General features: G+C 74.2%; 17 protein-coding genes. 12 read left to right on the top strand and 5 right to left on the bottom strand.

Annotated elements, in window-relative coordinates:
* The first annotated feature begins 48 nt into the window (after window positions 1-48).
* The 6 genes from GV126_RS07290 to GV126_RS07265 all read left to right on the top strand — a co-directional run bounded on the left by GV126_RS07290 (window position 49) and on the right by GV126_RS07265 (window position 8,107).
* Window positions 49-1,332, top strand: a complete 1,284-nt coding sequence (locus tag GV126_RS07290; RefSeq protein ID WP_159663749.1) for an aspartate aminotransferase family protein — start codon at window positions 49-51, stop codon at window positions 1,330-1,332.
* A 92-nt stretch (window positions 1,333-1,424) separates the two neighbouring features.
* On the top strand, window positions 1,425-2,984 hold the full coding sequence (locus tag GV126_RS07285; RefSeq protein ID WP_438947872.1) for a PucR family transcriptional regulator: 1,560 nt from the start codon (window positions 1,425-1,427) through the stop codon (window positions 2,982-2,984).
* 123 nt (window positions 2,985-3,107) lie between these two features.
* Window positions 3,108-3,950, top strand: a complete 843-nt coding sequence (locus tag GV126_RS07280) for a nitrilase-related carbon-nitrogen hydrolase (RefSeq protein WP_159663747.1) — start codon at window positions 3,108-3,110, stop codon at window positions 3,948-3,950.
* Window positions 3,951-3,978: 28 nt separating this feature from the next.
* Window positions 3,979-5,382: a dihydropyrimidinase gene (gene hydA, locus GV126_RS07275; RefSeq protein ID WP_159663745.1), complete on the top strand. Its 1,404-nt coding sequence runs from the start codon at window positions 3,979-3,981 to the stop codon at window positions 5,380-5,382.
* A gap of 11 nt (window positions 5,383-5,393) precedes the next feature.
* The gene (locus GV126_RS07270; protein WP_159663743.1) at window positions 5,394-6,416 is read left to right on the top strand and encodes a TIGR03842 family LLM class F420-dependent oxidoreductase; all 1,023 of its coding nucleotides are present in this window, start codon (window positions 5,394-5,396) and stop codon (window positions 6,414-6,416) included.
* Between the two features lie 125 nt (window positions 6,417-6,541).
* Window positions 6,542-8,107 carry an NCS1 family nucleobase:cation symporter-1 gene (locus GV126_RS07265; protein ID WP_236569913.1) on the top strand — a complete coding sequence of 522 codons (1,566 nt, stop codon included), beginning with the start codon at window positions 6,542-6,544 and terminating at the stop codon, window positions 8,105-8,107.
* A gap of 29 nt (window positions 8,108-8,136) precedes the next feature.
* Here GV126_RS07265 and GV126_RS07260 read toward each other — a convergent pair whose 3' ends face one another.
* Window positions 8,137-8,838: a hypothetical protein gene (locus tag GV126_RS07260; protein ID WP_159663741.1), complete on the bottom strand. Its 702-nt coding sequence runs from the start codon at window positions 8,836-8,838 to the stop codon at window positions 8,137-8,139.
* Between the two features lie 117 nt (window positions 8,839-8,955).
* On the bottom strand, window positions 8,956-9,249 hold the full coding sequence (locus GV126_RS07255; RefSeq protein ID WP_159663739.1) for a hypothetical protein: 294 nt from the start codon (window positions 9,247-9,249) through the stop codon (window positions 8,956-8,958).
* A 51-nt stretch (window positions 9,250-9,300) separates the two neighbouring features.
* On the opposite strand from GV126_RS07255, the gene GV126_RS07250 reads away from it, so the two are divergent.
* The 5 genes from GV126_RS07250 to GV126_RS07230 all read left to right on the top strand — a co-directional run bounded on the left by GV126_RS07250 (window position 9,301) and on the right by GV126_RS07230 (window position 14,028).
* Complete coding sequence (locus GV126_RS07250) at window positions 9,301-10,710, top strand: phytoene desaturase family protein (RefSeq protein WP_159663737.1); 1,410 nt, start codon at window positions 9,301-9,303, stop codon at window positions 10,708-10,710.
* Entirely contained in the window at window positions 10,707-11,219 is a 513-nt protein-coding gene (locus tag GV126_RS07245) for an O-acetyl-ADP-ribose deacetylase (protein WP_159663735.1), read from the top strand. The genes GV126_RS07250 and GV126_RS07245 overlap by 4 nt, the downstream gene beginning before the upstream one ends.
* Before the next feature lie 139 nt (window positions 11,220-11,358).
* Complete coding sequence (locus tag GV126_RS07240; protein WP_159663732.1) at window positions 11,359-12,876, top strand: AlkA N-terminal domain-containing protein; 1,518 nt, start codon at window positions 11,359-11,361, stop codon at window positions 12,874-12,876.
* Between the two features lie 10 nt (window positions 12,877-12,886).
* A complete protein-coding gene (locus GV126_RS07235) occupies window positions 12,887-13,447 on the top strand; it encodes a methylated-DNA--[protein]-cysteine S-methyltransferase (RefSeq protein WP_159663730.1) in 561 nt (186 codons plus the stop codon).
* Between the two features lie 116 nt (window positions 13,448-13,563).
* Window positions 13,564-14,028 (top strand): hypothetical protein, encoded by a 465-nt coding sequence (locus GV126_RS07230; RefSeq protein ID WP_159663728.1) that lies wholly within the window; start codon window positions 13,564-13,566, stop codon window positions 14,026-14,028.
* An 87-nt stretch (window positions 14,029-14,115) separates the two neighbouring features.
* On the opposite strand, the gene GV126_RS07225 is transcribed toward GV126_RS07230, so the two are convergent.
* The 3 genes from GV126_RS07225 to GV126_RS07215 all read right to left on the bottom strand — a co-directional run bounded on the left by GV126_RS07225 (window position 14,116) and on the right by GV126_RS07215 (window position 16,516).
* Window positions 14,116-14,850, bottom strand: a complete 735-nt coding sequence (locus GV126_RS07225) for an SIR2 family NAD-dependent protein deacylase (protein WP_159663726.1) — start codon at window positions 14,848-14,850, stop codon at window positions 14,116-14,118.
* 65 nt (window positions 14,851-14,915) lie between these two features.
* Window positions 14,916-15,416, bottom strand: a complete 501-nt coding sequence (locus tag GV126_RS07220) for an NUDIX domain-containing protein (protein WP_159663724.1) — start codon at window positions 15,414-15,416, stop codon at window positions 14,916-14,918.
* A complete protein-coding gene (locus tag GV126_RS07215; RefSeq protein ID WP_159663722.1) occupies window positions 15,413-16,516 on the bottom strand; it encodes an ADP-ribosylglycohydrolase family protein in 1,104 nt (367 codons plus the stop codon). The genes GV126_RS07220 and GV126_RS07215 overlap by 4 nt, the downstream gene beginning before the upstream one ends.
* 281 nt (window positions 16,517-16,797) lie before the next feature.
* Here GV126_RS07215 and GV126_RS07210 point away from each other — a divergent pair, with 281 nt between their 5' ends.
* Window positions 16,798-17,916, top strand: a complete 1,119-nt coding sequence (locus GV126_RS07210; RefSeq protein ID WP_159673419.1) for a glycerate kinase — start codon at window positions 16,798-16,800, stop codon at window positions 17,914-17,916.
* Window positions 17,917-17,979 lie beyond the last annotated feature (63 nt).

Raw genomic sequence — 17,979 nt, 5'->3', positions numbered from 1 at the left:
CTACGGGCGTAGAGGAGACGGCTCTGACGTACGCCGAAGGAGCAGCTGGTGAACGATCTGTACGACCGGCACCGCGCCGTCCTGCCCGACTGGCTCGCGCTCTACTACGAGGACCCGCTGGAGATCACCCACGGTGAGGGCCGCCATGTCTGGGGCGCCGACGGCCGGCGCTACCTGGACTTCTTCGGCGGCATCCTGACCACCCTGACCGCGCACGCACTGCCCGAGGTCACCAAGGCGGTCAGCGAGCAGGCCGGGCGGATCATCCACTCCTCCACCCTCTACCTCAACCGGCCGATGGTCGAACTGGCCGAGCGGATCGCCCAGTTGAGCGGCATCCCGGACGCGCGGGTGTTCTTCACCACCTCCGGCACCGAGGCGAACGACACCGCGCTGCTGCTGGCCACGACGTACCGCCGCAGCAACACGATCCTGGCCATGCGCAACAGCTACCACGGCCGCTCCTTCAGCGCTGTCGGCATCACCGGCAACCGCGGCTGGTCCCCGACCTCCCTGTCCCCGCTGCAGACGCTGTACGTCCACGGCGGCGTGCGCCCCCGCGGGCCGTTCGCGCACCTGAGCGACGCGGAGTTCACCGCGGCCTGCGTCGCGGACCTGAAGGACCTGCTCGGCCACACTCGCCCGCCCGCCGCGCTGATCGCCGAGCCCGTCCAGGGCGTCGGCGGCTTCACCTCCCCGCCCGACGGCCTGTACGCCGCCTTCCGGGAGGTGCTCAAGGACCACGGCATCCTGTGGATCAGCGACGAGGTGCAGACCGGCTGGGGCCGCACCGGCGACCACTTCTGGGGCTGGCAGGCGCACGCCCGCAGCGGGCCGCCGGACATCCTCACCTTCGCCAAGGGCATCGGCAACGGCATGTCCATCGGCGGCGTCGTCGCCCGCGCCGAGATCATGAACTGCCTGGACGCCAACAGCATCTCCACCTTCGGCGGCACCCAGATCACCATGGCCGCGGGCCTGGCGAACCTGAACTACCTGCTCGAACACGATCTGCAGGGCAACGCCCGGCGGGTGGGCGGGCTGCTCATCGAGCGGCTGCGGGCCGTCGCCGCCCAGCTGCCCGGCGTGCGGGAGGTGCGCGGGCGTGGCCTGATGATCGGCGTGGAGCTGACCAGGCCGGGCACCGACGAGGCCGACCCGCAGGCCGCCGCGGCGGTGCTGGAGGCGGCCCGCGAGGGCGGCTTGCTCATCGGCAAGGGCGGCGGCCACGACACCAGCGCCCTGCGCATCGCCCCGCCGCTGTCACTGACCGTGGCGGAGGCCGAGGAGGGCGCCGCGATCCTCGAACCCGCGCTGCGCGCCGCCAGCTGAGGAGCGCGCGGGCACCATCAGCCGACCAAGGGGGCGCTGCTCATGACCACCGCCTCGGACCGACCTCTCACCGGCCCCCGCCCGAGGCCGCCCTGTCCGTGCGGCAGGTGCTCGCCCTGGAGAGGGTGCTCGCCGGGGAGCCCGAGGTGGTGGCCGGGGCCGACCACCTGGACCGGCCCGTGCGCTGGGTGCACGTCGCCGAGGCCGCGGACGTCGGTGTGATGCTCAGCGGCGGCGAGATGGGCCTCACCACCGGAGTGCTGCTCGCCGGGGGCGAGGACAAGCAGGCCGCCTACATCCGCCCCCTGCACCGGGCGGAGGCCGCGGCCGTGGTCCTGGGCCGGGGGCGGGCGTTCCCCCGGCCGCCGGAGGTGATGCGGCGGGCCGCCGAGCGGGGCGGGCTGCCGCTGGTGGGCCTGCACCGGCCGTTCCCCTTCGCCGAACTGACCGAGGAGGTCCAGTCCCGGCTGGTGCGGCGCAAGTACGCCTCCGTCAGCCTCTCCGAGACCGTCCGCACCGCGCTCACCGCGCTGATCACCGCCGGTGCCCCGCTGCAGGCGCTGCTGGACGAGATCGCCCGGCACGCCGGCTGTCCCGTCGTGCTCACCAACCTCGCCCACCGCGTGCTGGCCACGGCGGGGGAGCGCTCGGCGGTGGACGACGTGCTGCGCGACTGGGAGCGCATCGCCCGGCAGGCATGGGGGCACCGCCCGGGCCGTTCGGGCACGGGGGCGGGCAGCGAGGGCGACGGCTGGATCCACGCCGAGCTGGGCGGACGCGGGGAGCGGTGGGGCCGGCTCGTGCTGTGCGGGTATCGCGGCGACGCCGCCACCGGGCGGCTGCTGGCCGACCGGGCCGCCGAGGCGCTGGTGCTGCACCGCCTGCTCGGCGGCGCCGCCGGCTCCTGGGAGGAGCAGTCCGCGCAGAGCCTGCCGACCGACCTCGCCGGCGGTGCCGTCCCCGCCCGGCAGCTGCTGCCGCGGGCCCGGGCGGCCGGACTGCCGGTGGGCCGCCGCACCTTCGTGCCGCTGGTCGTCCCCGGCGGCGAGAGCGCCGCCCTCGACCGGCTGCTGCGGCTGCTGGGCCTGCCCGGGCTGGGCGCACAGCTGGGCGACGGCCATGTCGCCGTGCTGCTCAGCCTCGCCCACGACCAGGACGCCGACGCGCTCACCGCGCACTTCGCGGCCCGGCTGCGCGCCGAGCCCGGACAGCGGCGCACGGTCGTGGCCGCCGCCGGGTCGCGCACCTGGGACGACGTGCCCGCCGGGCTGCGCGAGGCCCGGCACGTCGCCGACGCGCTGGCCGGCTCGGCCCGCGCGCTCGACCTCCCGGCGGTCGTCCGCCTGAAGGACGTCCACCTGCGCGGCCTGGTCCGGCTGCTGCGCGACGACCCGCACGTGCAGTCCTTCGCCGAGCGCGAGCTGGACGGGTTGCTGGGCGGCGCCGACGCCGAGCTGCTGAACGTACTGCGCACCTACCTGGCCACCGGCCGCAACAAGTCCCGCACCGCCCAGCTCCACCACGTCTCCCGCCCGGCGCTCTACCGCCGCCTGGAGGCGATACAGACCCGCCTCGGGGTGGACCTCGACGACTTCGAGCAGGCCGCCTCCGTCCACATCGCCCTGCTCGCGCACGACGCGCAGCAGCCGTGACACCGTGGCACGCCGCCCCCCCGCGGAGGTGACCCCGTGCCCCTGAAAGCCGCCCGCCCGGCTCCCTACGCTCACCGCCACGACACGCACCACCCCGCACCCGAGAACGAGCGGAGGTCCCCGATGAGCCGAGTGATCCGCGCCGCCCTCTTCCAGACCGCCTGGACCGGCGACAAGGAATCCATGATCCAGGTCCATGAGCAGGCAGCCCGGGACGCGGCCGCGCAAGGCGCCCGGATCCTGTGCTTCCAGGAGCTGTTCTACGGTCCCTACTTCTGCCAGGTGCAGGACCCCGCCTTCTACGACTACGCCGAGCGGATCCCCGAAGGGCCCATCGTGCGGCGCTTCCAGGACCTCGCCCGGGAACTGGGCATCGTCCTGATCCTGCCGATGTACGAGGAGGAGCAGCCCGGCGTCCTCTACAACACCGCCGCCGTCATCGACGCCGACGGCTCCTACCTCGGCAAGTACCGCAAGACCCACATCCCGCAGGTCAAGGGGTTCTGGGAGAAGTTCTACTTCCGCCCCGGCAACAGCGGCTGGCCCGTCTTCGACACGGCCGTCGGCAAGGTCGGCGTCTACATCTGCTACGACCGCCACTTCCCCGAGGGCTGGCGCGCCCTGGGCCTGGCCGGCGCCGAGCTGGTGTTCAACCCCTCGGCCACCTCCCGCGGCCTGTCCGGCTACCTGTGGCAGCTGGAGCAGCCGGCGGCGGCCGTCGCCAACGAGTACTTCGTCGGCGCCATCAACCGGGTCGGCGTCGAGGAGTACGGCGACAACGACTTCTACGGCACCTCCTACTTCGTGGACCCCGAGGCGCAGTTCGTCGGCCAGGTGGCCGGCGACAAGGAACCCGAACTCGTCGTGCGCGACCTGGACCTGGCCAAGCTGCGCCTGGTACGCGACCGCTGGCAGTTCTACCGCGACCGCGCCCCGGGCGCGTACACGCCGCTGACCGCGCCCTGACGGATTCGCCGACCAGGCAGGAGGGACCATGAGCAGCCGTACCGTCATCCGCGGCGGTCTCGTCATCACCGCCGCCGACGAGATGCACGCCGACGTCCTGATCGAGGACGGCCGGATCGCCGCACTCGCCGCCTCCCACACCCCGGCCGCCGAGGCGTTCACCGCCGACCGGACCATCGACGCCACCGGCAAGTACGTCATCCCGGGCGGCGTCGACGGCCACACCCACATGGAGATGCCCTTCGGCGGCACCTACGCCTCCGACACCTTCGAGACCGGCACCCGGGCCGCGGCCTGGGGCGGCACCACCACCATCGTCGACTTCGCCATCCAGACCGTCGGCCACACCCTGCGCGAGGGCCTGGACGCCTGGCACGCCAAGGCCGAGGGCACCTGCGCCATCGACTACGGCTTCCACATGATCGTCTCGGACGTGAACGCCGAGACGCTGAAGGAGATGGACCTGCTGGTGGAGGAGGGTGTGACCTCCTTCAAGCAGTTCATGGCCTACCCGGGGGTCTTCTACAGCGACGACGGGCAGATCCTGCGCGCCATGCAGCGCGCCGCCGACAACGGCGGGCTGATCATGATGCACGCCGAGAACGGCATCGCCATCGACGTCCTGGTCGAACAGGCCCTCGCCCGCGGCGAGACCGACCCCCGCTACCACGGCGAGGTCCGCAAAGCGCTGCTGGAGGCCGAGGCCACCCACCGCGCGATCCGGCTCGCGCAGGTCGCGGGCGCGCCGCTGTACATCGTGCACGTCTCGGCGCGCGAGGCGGTCGCCGAACTGGCCCGCGCCCGCGACGAGGGCCTGAACGTGTTCGGCGAGACCTGCCCGCAGTACCTGTTCCTGTCCACCGACAACCTCGCCGAACCGGACTTCGAGGGCGCGAAATACGTGTGCAGCACACCCCTGCGCCCGAGGGACCACCAGGCGGCCCTGTGGCAGGCGCTGCGCACCAACGACCTGCAGGTGGTCTCCACCGACCACTGCCCCTTCTGCTTCGCCGGCCAGAAGGAGCTGGGCCGCGGCGACTTCTCCAAGATCCCCAACGGCATGCCGGGCGTGGAGAACCGCATGGACCTGCTCCACCAGGCCGTCGTGGACGGGCACCTCACCCGCCGCCGCTGGATCGAGATCGCCTGCGCCACCCCGGCCCGCATGTTCGGCCTGTACCCGAAGAAGGGCACCATCGCCCCCGGCGCCGACGCCGACGTCGTCATCTACGACCCCCGCGCCGAGCAGGTGATGTCCGCGGCGACCCACCACATGAACGTCGACTACTCGGCCTACGAGGGCAAGCATGTGACCGGCCGCGTCGAGACCGTGCTCTCGCGCGGCGAGTTCGTCATCACCGAGCGGGAGTACACCGGACGCGCCGGTCACGGTGTCTACACCCCGCGCTCCACCTGCCAGTACCTCCCCTAGGAGCGCCGCCCATGGACTTCGGACTCGTCCTGCAGACCGACCCGCCGGCCTCGCGCGTCGTCAGCCTGATGCAGCGCGCCGAACGCAACGGCTTCCGCTACGGCTGGACCTTCGACTCCGCGGTGCTGTGGCAGGAGCCGTTCGTGATCTACAGTCAGATCCTCGCGGCGACCGAGCACCTGACGGTCGGGCCGATGGTCACCAACCCCGGCACCCGCACCTGGGAGGTCACCGCCTCCACCTTCGCCACCCTCAACGACATGTTCGGCAACCGGACCGTGTGCGGCATCGGCCGCGGCGACTCCGCGATGCGCGTGGCCGGCCGCAAACCCCACACCCTGGCCCGCATCAGCGAGGCCATGAAGGTCATCCGGGCGCTGGCCGCGGGGGAGGAGGCCGACCTCGGCGGCGGCACGGTGGTGAAGTTCCCGTGGGTCAGGCCCGGCGCGAAACTCCCGGTGTGGATGGCCGCCTACGGGCCCAGGGCCCTGAAGACGGCCGGCGAGGAGGCCGACGGCTTCATCCTCCAACTCGCCGACCTGTACCTCACCGAGTACATGGTCAAGGCCGTCAAGGACGCGGCGGCGGCCGCCGGACGCGACCCGGCCGAGGTGACCGTGTGCGTCGCCGCCCCGGCATACGTCACCGCCGACGACTCGCCCGGCGCGCTCGCCCACGCCCGCGAGCAGTGCCGCTGGTTCGGCGGGATGGTCGGCAACCACGTCGCCGACCTGGTCGCCCGCTACGGCGAGCACTCCGGCGCCGTCCCCGACGCCCTCACCGACTACATCAAGGCCCGCCAGGGCTACGACTACGCCCACCACGGACGCACCGGCAACCCCGACACCGCGTTCGTGCCCGACGCGATCGTCGACCGGTTCTGCCTGATCGGGCCGGTCGAGAAGCACATCGAGAAGCTGACCGCGCTGCGCGAGCTGGGTGTCGACCAGTTCGCCGTGTACGACATGCACGACGCGCAGGAAGCCGTGATCGACGCGTACGGCGAGCAGGTCATCCCCGTCGTCAACGCCTGACCGACGCCGGTCCGTCCCCGTCGTCAACGCCTGACCGGCGCCGGTCCGTCCGCGTCGCCGACTCCTGACCGGCGCCGCTCCGGCCGCGTCGTCACCTCCTGATCCGGTCCACCGATTGGGCTGCCATGACCGACACCGCTCCCCCCGGCGTACCGCCCACCCGCCAGGTCACCCTCCCCGACGGGCGGGTGGAGCTGGCCCCCGGCACTCCCGCGCCCGGCGGCCCGCACGCCAACGCCGACCTGCTGCCGGTGCCCGCGGCCCGGCGCACCTGGACGACGTACAACTTCTGCGCGCTGTGGGTCGGCATGGCCCACAACACGGCCTCCTGGACCCTGGCCTCCGGCCTGATCGCCGTCGGCATGGACTGGAAGCAGGCGGTGTTCACCATCGCCCTGGCCAATCTGATCGTGCTGGTCCCGATGCTGCTCACCGGCCACGCGGGACCCAAGTACGGCATTCCCTTCCCGGTGTTCGCCCGCGCCTCCTTCGGGGTGCGCGGGGCCAACCTGCCCGCGGTCGTACGGGCGTTGGTGGCGTGCGGCTGGTTCGGCATCCAGACCTGGATCGGCGGCGAGGCGATCTACTTCCTCGCCGGGAAGCTGATCGGCGACAGCTGGGCGAACGCCGCCGAGGTCGGCGGCCACGCGTGGACCATGTGGCTGTCGTTCGCGATCTTCTGGGTGATCCAGGTCGCGATCATCTACCGGGGCATGGAGACGATCCGCCGGTTCGAGAACTGGGCGGCCCCCTTCGTGCTGGTGGGCGCGTTCGTGATGCTGGGGTGGATGAGCAGCAGGGCCGGCGGTCTGGGCCCGCTGTTCGACCAGCCGTCGAAGCTGGGCTGGGGAGCGGACTTCTGGAAGCTGTTCGCGCCGTCGCTGATGGGCATGATCGGCTTCTGGTCCACGCTGTCGCTGAACATCCCGGACTTCACCCGCTACGGACGCAGCCAGCGCGCGCAGACGCGGGGCCAGGCCCTCGGCCTGCCCACGACCATGACCCTGTTCGCGTTCCTCTCGGTGCTGGTCACCTCCGGCTCGCAGGCCGTCTACGGCACACCCGTGTGGGACCCGGTGCAGCTGGCGGCCAAGACGGACAACGTGGTCGGTCTGCTGTACGCGCTGGTGACCGTCCTGGTCGCCACCTTGTCGGTGAACATCGCGGCCAACCTGGTCTCCCCGGCGTTCGACTTCTCCAACATCGCCCCGCGCAAGGTGAGTTTCCGCACCGGCGCCCTGATCACGGCCGTGCTCGCCGTGGTCATCTGCCCGTGGAAGCTGTACGCCGACCCGCAGGGCTACATCTTCACCTGGCTCGGCCTGGTCGGCGGACTGCTCGGCACGGTGGCGGGCATCCTCATCGCCGACTACTGGATCCTGCGGCGCTCCCGGCTGGACCTGGTGGACCTGTACCGCAGGGGCGGGCGCTACTGGTACGCGGCCGGCTGGAACGGGCGGGCGGTGGCGGCCTTCCTGGCGGGCGGCGTCCTGGCCGTCGGCGGCGCGGACTTCCACCCGATCATCGACGGCAGGCCGATCCCGGCCCTGCGGTCCCTCGCCGACTACGGCTGGGCGGTGGGCCTGGGCACCTCGCTGGTGGTGTACCTGCTGCTGACGGCGGCGCTGCCCCGGCACCGGGAACGGGCCGCCCCTGACCCGGCGGCACACACCGGACGGGCCGCCGCCTGAGCCGGCGGCGGCGCGCACGGGGCGGCCGGTCAGCTCTGCCGGCCGCCCTCCAGCGCGGCCACCGCGGCCCGGGCGGCCTGGATGGCGCCCTTGTTGATCTCGTCGGTGCCGGGTGCCTTGCCCGTGTCGAAGTCGCTGCCGCTGTAGGTGACGACGACCAGCGCGTTGGCGGCGCGCACCAGGACCGTGCCCTCACGGGTCTGCTGCTTGTCCTCGGTGGTCAGGCCGACCTGGGAGTACGCGGAGTCGCCGAGCCCGGGCACCGCCCCGCCGCCGCTCTTCTCCGCGGTCCGCTGCTGGTACGACGTTCGCGCCGCCGCCTCGGACCGCATGATCTCGAAGGACACGTCGAGCCAGCGGTAGTCGTAGCCGTCGAGCGCGTTCCAGGAGCAGGTGCGGCGCAGCCGGGTGTCCGTCGACGGGATCTCCTTGCCCGCCGTCTTCGCCTTCGGCACCAGGGAGGTGACCGTCTTCTGCGGGATCGCGGCGCAGGGCGCCGGGGCGGAGGTGTACGTCATCGCCGTGGCGGACGATGACGGGGAGGGAGCCGTCGGCGACGTGGACGCGGACGACGACCGGGTGCCGGTGCCGTCGGTCTGCTGCCCGGCGGCATGCTGCTGCGCGGGCGGCGGCGCGAACGGCCCGGAGGTGAGCGCCCAGCCCGCGCAGGCGACGACGAGGACCGGGCTGAGCCGCGCGGTCAGCGCGAGCGGCAGGGGAAGATCACGCACGGCGCACTTCTCGTGTGGGGGACGAACAAGGCGGGGGTGTCCGCAGTGCGGACGGGACGACAGTTTCACACGAGTACCTGTGCGGCGGAAGGGCCAACTCACTGCGTACAGGCGCCGTTACGCGGCCACCGCGCCCGGCGCCCCGTCCGTCCCGCGCCCGTGCCGGCCGTTGCCGCCCGCCCGGGGGCGGTGCCCGGCGCCCCGGTCGTGGCCCCGGGCCGGCCCCGCCGGTGCGGAGGCGTCCTCGTAGTACGGCAGGGCGGTGGCGACCACGACACCGCCGAGAGAGAGGTGCTGCTTCTTGGTGGGGCTCATGAACCGTGCTCCGGTGGAGCGCGCCTCGAACACGGCCACGGAGAAGCCCCGGCGGGCGGTGACCGGCGGCGTGCCGGGCTGTCGGTGCCGCGGCATATCCTGACCCCGAGTGACCATCGGCTGAGAAGGGGTCCGAAGGTGCCGTCGATGCTCGATGCGGTCGTGGTGGGTGCGGGACCGAACGGACTGACCGCCGCCGTGGAGCTGGCCCGCCGGGGCTTCTCCGTGGCCGTGTTCGAGGCGCGCTCCACCGTGGGCGGCGGCGCCCGCACCGAGGAACTCACCCTGCCCGGCTTCCGGCACGACCCCTGCTCGGCCGCGCATCCCCTCGCCGTCAACTCACCCGCCTTCCGCGCCCTGCCCCTGGACCGCTACGGCCTGCGCTGGCTGCACCCCGAGCTGCCCATGGCGCACCCCTTCCCTGACGGCACCGCGGCGGTGCTCGCCCGGTCCGTCGCCGAGACGGCCGCCTCCTTCGGACCGCGCGACGCCGGTGCCTACCGCAGGCTGGTCGAGCCGTTCCTGCCCCGCTGGGACACGCTGGTGCGGGACTTCATGTCGCTGCCGCTGACCGCGCTGCCCCGCGACCCGGTCACCCTCGCCCGCTTCGGCCTGGCCGGCCTGCCCCCCTCCACCTGGCTGATGCGCCGCTTCTCCGGCGAGCGGGCCAAGACCCTCTTCGCCGGTCTCGTCGCCCACGTCATGGCCCCCCTCGGCACCTTCGCCACCGGCGCGATCGGCCTGGTCTTCGCGCTGGCCGCGCACGCCCGCGGCTGGCCCCTGGCCCGCGGCGGCTCGCAGGCGATCTCCGACGCGCTCGCCGCGTACCTGAAGGACCTCGGCGGCGCCGTGCACACCGACTTCGAGGTCAAGCGCCTGGACGACCTGCCGCCCGCGCGCGCGTACGTCTTCGACACCTCGCCCACCGCGCTCGCCCGCATCGCCGGCCTCGGCCGCTCCTACGACCGCTACCGGTACGGCCCCGGCGCGTTCAAGATCGACTACGCGCTGGACGGGCCGGTCCCCTGGGCCGCGGAGGCACCCCGCCGCGCCGGCACCGTGCAGATCGGGGCGGACAGCGCCGAGATCGGTGCCGCGCTGCGGGCCGCCTCCCGCGAGGGCCGCGCCCCCGACAGACCCTTCCTCATCACCGTCCAGCCCAGCGTCGTCGACCCCACCCGCGCCCCCGCCGGCAAACACGTCTTCTGGGCCTACGGCCATGTCCCCAGCGGCTGGGACGGCGACCTCACCGACGCGATCGAACGCCAACTGGAGCGGTTCGCCCCGGGGTTCCGCGACCGCGTCCTGGCCCGTGCCACCGCGGGGCCGCCCGAACTCGCCGCCCGCAACGCCAACTACGTCGGCGGCGACATCGCCACCGGCGCGGTCACGGGCCTGCAGGTCCTGCTGCGCCCCAGACCCTCCCTGTTCCCCTACCGCACCGCGCACCCGGCCGTCTTCATCTGCTCGTCGGCCACCCCGCCCGGCCCCGGCGTGCACGGCATGTCGGGACACAACGCGGCGAAGGCCGTCTGGAGGAGGCTGCGCCAGACATGACCCCGGCCATCAGGCTCGTCCAGGGCGACATCACCCGGCAGCGCGCCGACGCCATCGTCAACGCCGCCAACTCCTCGCTGCTCGGCGGCGGAGGAGTGGACGGCGCCATCCACCGCCGCGGCGGCCCCGCGATCCTCCAGGAATGCCGCGCCCTGCGCGCCTCCAGGTACGGCAAGGGCCTGCCCACCGGACAGGCCGTCGCCACCACGGCGGGCGAGCTGGACGCCCGCTGGGTCATCCACACCGTCGGCCCCGTGCACAGCGCCACCGAGGACCGCTCGCACCTGCTGGCCTCCTGCTACCGCGAGTCCCTCCGGGTCGCCGACGACCTGGGTGCCCGCACCGTGGCCTTCCCGGCGATCTCCACCGGCGTCTACCGCTGGCCGCTGCCGGACGCCGCCCGGATCGCGGTGGCGACGGTGCGCGCCACGGACACCCGGGTCGAGGAGGTCGTCTTCGTGCTCTTCGACGAGCGCTCCTACGCCGCCTTCGCCGCCGCGGCCGGCTGACCCGCACCCGCCGGCACACCCGGCACCGCGTCCGCGCCCGGGCGCTCCTGACGACGGCGATCCGCGAGGTCCCAGCGTCCGCCAGGTCGATGTCGGATTCCTGCCAGACCGGGCCGCCCGGATGCCCGATGCTGGAAGCATGCAGAACGGGATGCACACCGACCGGGAACGCTGTCTGCGCGCCGTCCGGTCCAAGGACGCGCGCTTCGACGGCTGGTTCTTCACCGCCGTCCTGACCACAGGCATCTACTGCCGGCCCAGCTGCCCGGTGGTGCCGCCCAAACCGCAGAACATGGTCTTCCACCCGAGCGCCGCCGCCTGCCAGCAGGCCGGCTTCCGGGCCTGCAAGCGCTGCCGCCCCGACACCAGCCCCGGCTCACCGGAGTGGAACCAGCGCGCCGACCTCGTCGCCCGCGCCATGCGGCTGACCGCCGCCGGCGTCGTGGCCCGCGGGGGCGTGCCGGGCCTGGCCCCCCGCCTCGGCTACAGCACCCGCCAGATCGAACGCCAGCTGCTGGCCGAACTCGGCGCCGGACCGCTCGCGCTCGCCCGCGCCCAGCGCGCCCAGACCGCCCGGCTGCTGATCGAGACCACCGCCCTGCCGATGGCCGAGATCGCCTTCGCCGCCGGTTTCGCCTCCGTCCGCGCCTTCAACGACACCGTGCGCGAGGTCTACGCCCTCGCCCCGACCGCCCTGCGCGCCCGCCGCACCCCGCGGCAGCCCACCGCGCCTGCCACATCCCCGACCGGCACATCTCCGGCCGGCACGCCCACAGCCCTGTCCCTGCGGCTGCCCTTCCGCGCCCCGCTCAACCCGGACAACCTCTTCGGCCACCTCGCGGCGACCGCCGTGCCCGGCGTGGAGGAATGGCGGGACGGCGCCTACCGGCGCACCCTGCGCCTGCCCTACGGCCACGGCATCGTCGCCCTCACCCCGCAACCGGACCACATCGCCTGCCGCCTGACCCTGAGCGACGTACGCGACCTGCCCGTCGCCATCACCCGCTGCCGGCGCCTGCTCGACCTGGACGCCGACCCGGTGGCCGTCGACGACCAGCTGCGCACCGACCCGGTCCTCGCGCCCCTGGTGGACAAGGCCCCCGGCCGGCGCGTGCCCCGCACGGTGGACGAGGCCGAGTTCGCCGTGCGGGCGGTGCTGGGCCAGCAGGTGTCCACGGCCGCCGCCCGCACCCACGCCGCCCGCCTGGTCACCGCGCACGGCGACCCGGTCGACGACCCCGAGGGCGGCCTCACCCACCTCTTCCCCGCCGCCGGGGCGCTGGCCGCGCTCGACCCGGCGTCCCTGGCGATGCCCCGCACCCGGCGCACCACGTTCACCACGCTGGTCGGCCACCTCGCCGACGGCACCCTCCGCCTGGGCGTCGACAGCGACTGGCAGGAGACCCGCGCCCGCCTCCTTCAGCTGCCCGGCTTCGGCCCCTGGACGGTCGACGTCATCGCCATGCGCGCCCTCGGAGACCCCGACGCCTTCCTCCCCACCGACCTCGGCATCCGGCGCGCCGCCCGCGACCTCGGCCTGCCCGCCACCCCGGCCGCGCTGACCGCGCGGGCGGCGGCCTGGCGTCCGTGGCGGGCGTACGCGGTGCAGTACCTGTGGGCCACGGACAGCCACCCGATCAACTTCCTTCCCGTGTGAGGTGCGTTCCATGAAGCAGCACACCGTCGTCGACAGCCCGTGCGGTCCGCTCACCCTCGTCGCCGAGGACGGCGTCCTGTGCGGCCTGTACATGACCGACCAGCGCCACCGCCCGCCGGAAGAGACCTTCGGCGAACGCGACCCCGCCCCGTTCGGGGAGACGGAGGAGCAACTGGCCGCCTACTTCGCGGGCGAGCTGACGGAGTTCACCGTCGCACTGCGGCTGAACGGCACGCCGTTCCAGCGCCGCGTGTGGGACCGGCTGCGCCGGATCCCCTACGGCGAGACGCGCACCTACAGCCGGCTCGCCGAGGACCTCGGCAACCCCGCCGCCTCCCGCGCGGTCGGCCTGGCCAACGGACGCAACCCCATCGGCATCATCGTCCCCTGCCACCGCGTCGTCGGCTCCGACGGCAGCCTGACCGGCTACGGCGGCGGCCTGCACCGCAAGCGGCACCTGCTGGACTTCGAGCGGGGAGCGGCCCTCTTCCCGTCCCCGGCCGGGCGCGGCGCGCCCCCGCGCGTGCCCGGCGCGTCCGCTCCCTCCGACGGCTCCGCAGCGGTGGTGTGAGGCGGCCGGCCGGTCCAGGCTCGTAGAGTGGACCGGCGGGTGTGAGCGCCGAACCGGGCGGGACCGGCCACGAGGCCCACCGGCGGCGCGCTTCTCCGCACCACCAGGAGGGCGATGTGGCACTGTCCGAGAGCGACCTGCTCGATGCCGGTGACGACGGCCTGTTGGAACTCTTCGCCTCGAGTCCGGCCGGTGACATCCCCACCGGCCCGCTGGAGGGCACCGGCATCGTGCGGTGGGGCGGCAGCCGCCTCGCCCGTGCCCTCGCCCGGCTGGTGCGCGCGGCCGTGTGGCGGGGCAAGGTCTTCGCCCCCGAGGGCTACCTGAGCAACCGCATCACCGCGTTCGACGTGCTCGCCGTCCCGGCCCGGGTCTCCAAGGGCCCGAGCCTGCTGGACGAGCGGGAGTGCGTCGTCATCGACTACTCCAGGACCTCCCTCGCCGCCCGCGGGGTGCGCGACGAGATGCGCCAGGTCGGCCCGGGGCTGTATCTGGGGGCGGTGTGGCTGTACGGGCGCCGGGTCGGCTGGTTCGCCCTGCGGGTGCCTCAGACCGGCCCCCACACGTCCGAGGACCGGTGAAACGGCGGCCGCGGTGCCGGACCGCGCCGTGCGCCCCGGCACCGCGCCCGGTCAGCGCCGCACCTCGCGCTGAACGGCACGCTCCGGTCAGGAACCGGCCTGCCGCAACCGGCTCAGCAGCGCCGGCAGGGCGACACCGATCGGCTCCCGGATCACCTCGTCGGCCAGGTCGTCGTACGGCGTCGGCTCGGCGTTGACGATGATCAGCCGGGCGCCGTGCTCGGCGGCGACGCCCGCGAGCCCGGCGGCGGGCTGCACCTGCAGGCTGGGGCCGACGGCGACGAACACCTGGCAGGCCTGGGTGATCGCGACGGCCTCGCCGAGCACGACCGGGTCCAGGCGCTCGCCGAACATCACCGTCGCCGGCTTCAGGATCCCGCCGCACTCCAGGCACGGCGGGTCGTCCTCGCCGGCGTCCACGCGGGCCAGGGCGTCCGCCATCGAGGTCCGGGCACGGCAGCGCGTGCACACCACGGCACGGGCGCTGCCGTGCAGCTCCAGCACCTTGCGGGCGGGCATCCCGGCGAGCTGGTGCAGCCCGTCCACGTTCTGGGTGATCACCCGCACCGGCACCCCGGACCGCTCCAGCTCGGCGACGGCCCGGTGGGCGGCGTTCGGCTCGGCGGACAGCGCGTGGGTACGGCGGCGCATCTGCCACGAGCGGCGCCGGATCTCCGGGTCGCTCATGTAGAAGTCGTAGGTGACCAGCTTCTCGGCCTCCGGATCGCGCCGCCACAGCCCGTTCGGGCCGCGGTAGTCGGGGATGCCGGAGTCGGTGGAGACGCCGGCACCGCTGAGCAGGGCGACGAGGGGCTTGGCCATGGGCACGAGGGTAGGGGCGGGGGCCGCGCCGGGCGAACGGATGTCCCGCCCCGCCGCCTCGCGGCTCAGCCCACGCGGTGGCCGTTCTCCAGTTCCGCCGTGCCCGCGCCGTCGGCGAGGGTGTCGAGGGCGGCCAGGACCCGGCGGCCCAGGGCGCCCGGCAGGTGCGCGGACAGGTCCTCGCGCGGCACCAGGCGCCAGGACAGCAGCTCCTCCTCCTGCAGGCGGATCGCCTTCAGGTCCTCCTCGGTGAGCGTCCCGCCGTCGTACAGGTACGCCACCAGCGGCGGGCGGCCGGTGCCGGGCACCCAGTCCACCGCCAGCAGCCGGCCCGGCTCGCGGTCCAGGCCGATCTCCTCCAGCGTCTCGCGGCGCGCCCCCTGCCGCGGGCTCTCGCCGTCGTCCGACTCGACGGTGCCGCCGGGCAGCGCCCAGCCCTCCCGGTAGTTGGGCTCGACGAGCAGCACCCGTCCCTCGGCGTCCCGGAAGAGCATGGCGGCCCCGGCGAGGACGCGGGGCAGGCCGGCGATGTACGTGGCGTAGTCCTGGATGTCCGCAGTGGTCATCCTGGAAGGGTAGCCAGTCGCAGGGTGCGTTCCGCCAATTCGCTGATCCGCACGCCGTCGAAGCCGAACACCGCGCTGCGCACCGTGTCCTGGAGCGGCTCGGTCCACTGGGCCGGGATGGCCTCGGCGCCGGTGAGCACGCCGGCCACCGAACCGGCGGTCGCGCCGTTGGAGTCGGTGTCCAGGCCGCCGCGGACGGTCAGCGCGATGGTCCGGGTGAAGTCGCCGTCGCCGTAGAGCAGGCCGGCGGTGAGGACGGCGGCGTTCGGGACGGTGTGGATCCAGCCGAGGCCGCCGGTCTCCTCGGCCAGCGTGGTGAGCGTCTCCTCCCACGGCAGCCGGGTCTCGTGCAGCGTCACCACCCGGCGCACGGTGCGGGCCAGGCGGCTGCTCGCGGGGATCACGGTGAGCGCCGTCTCGATCGCGGCGCGCACGTCCGCCGCGGTGAACGCGGCCGCGATCAGGGCCGCCGCCCACATCGCGCCGTACACGCCGTTGCCGGTGTGGGACAGCACCGCGTCGCGGCGGGCCAGCGAGGCGGCGCGGCGCGGGTCGCCCGGGCTGGTCCAGCCGTGGATGTCGGCGCGGATCAGGGCACCGATCCACTCCTGGTACGGGTTGTCGTAGGTGGCCGTCAGGGGCGGTTTCAGACCGGCCGCCAGGTTGCGGTAGGCGGCCCGCTCGGCGGGGAACGTCTGCAGGGAGGGCAGGGGCAGCAGCCACAGGTCGCCGACCTGCTCGGTGCTGAAGCCGAAGCCGTGCCTCTCCAGCAGGTGCAGGCCGAGGATCGTGTAGTCGATGTCGTCGTCGCGGCAGCTGCCGTGGACGCGGCCGCGGACGCAGGCCCGCCACTCGGGGCGCAGCTCCGGCAGGTCCTGGCCGGTGCCGGCCGGCTCCGGCTCGGGGAGGTAGTCGGTGAGCGGCAGCGCGGCGGCCCGCCGCAGGTAGCGGTCGATGCGGTCGCGGGTCCACACCTCGCCCTGCTCGATCGGCTTGCCGAGCATGTTGCCGGCGATCCGGCCGAGCCAGCCGCCGAGGACGCGGTCGGCGAGGTCCGTTCGGCTGCTCACGGGGTTCGGGCGGGTGCCCACAGGGTTCATAGCAGCGGTGTACCCGGTTTTCCCGGGGCGTCCCGAACGCCGCGCCGCACGCTCCCGGACACCGTCCCGCGGACGTCCCGAACGCCGCGCCGCAGGTCCCCGGGCACTGGTCCGCGGACGTCCCGGCCCCCATGCAGGCTTCTCAGCCAGCGGGCGGGGCATGACGGCGGGGGTGGTCGCCGGTTATGGTCGCAGCGGCGCGACTGGCCCCCTGACGTGCGGGGCCCGGAGAGCAAGGGGATGGCAAGGTGGCGGACGCTGCAGTGCACGGCACCCGCAGGGTGCTGATTGCCGCGGACAAGTTCAAGGGGTCGCTGACGGCCGTACAGGTCGCCGAGCGGGTGACGGCCGGTCTGCGCCGGGTCGTACCGGACGTGGAGGTCGAGGCGCTGCCCGTGGCCGACGGCGGCGACGGGACCGTGGACGCGGCGGTCGCGGCCGGGTTCGAACGCCGCGAGGGACGGGGCGCCGGCCCCCTCGGCGCCGAGGCGCCGGCCGCGCTCGCGCTGCGCGGCGGCACGGCGGTGGTGGAGATGGCGGAGGCCAGCGGCCTGCAGCGGCTGCCCGCGGGTGTCTTCGCGCCGCTGACGGCGTCCACGTACGGCTCCGGCGAGCTGCTGCGGGCCGCGCTGGACGCGGGCGCCCGGACGATCGTCTTCGGGGTCGGCGGCAGCGCGACCACCGACGGCGGCGCGGGCATGCTGTCCGCGCTGGGCGCGCGGTTCCTCACCGCCGACGGCGCACCGATCCCGCCCGGCGGCGGGGGACTGGCCGACCTCGCGCACGCGGACCTGTCCGGCCTGGACCCGCGGCTGTCGTCGGTGGAGTTCGTGCTCGCCAGCGACGTCGACAACCCGCTGACCGGGCCGAAGGGCGCCCCGGCGGTGTACGGCCCGCAGAAGGGCGCCTCCCCGGAGGACGTCGAGACGCTGGACGCGGCGCTCACGCACTACGCGAAGGTGCTGGAGGGCGCGATCGGGGCGAAGGCCGCGGAGTACGCCGCCTCCCCGGGCGCCGGGGCCGCGGGTGGCATCGGGTACGGGGCGCTGATCCTCGGGGCCCGGTTCCGGGCCGGGATCGAGGTCATGCTCGACGTGCTGGGCTTCGCGCCGGCGCTGGAGTGGGCCTCGCTGGTGATCACCGGTGAGGGCTCGCTGGACGAGCAGACCCTGCACGGCAAGGCGCCGGCCGGGGTCGCGGCGGCCGCGCGGGCGGCGGGCCGGGAGGTCGTCGCGGTGTGCGGGCGGCTGGCGCTGGCCCCGGAGGCGCTGGGCAAGGCCGGCATCCGGCGGGCGTACGCCCTGACGGAGGCCGAGCCGGACGTGGCGAAGTGCATCGCCGACGCGGGGCCGATCCTGGAGCGGGTGGCCGAGCGGATCGCCCGCGACTTCCTGCGGTAGCGGCGTACGCGACCACCTGCGGCGGAGCACCGCTCGCCCCCGGTCGGCGCAGACAGCGAAGGG

This window comes from Streptomyces mexicanus, assembly GCF_902506575.1.
GTDB lineage: Bacteria > Actinomycetota > Actinomycetes > Streptomycetales > Streptomycetaceae > Streptomyces > Streptomyces mexicanus.
The sequence above is the reverse complement of the archived record's forward strand: the minus strand, read 5'-3'. Positions and strand labels throughout refer to the sequence as shown.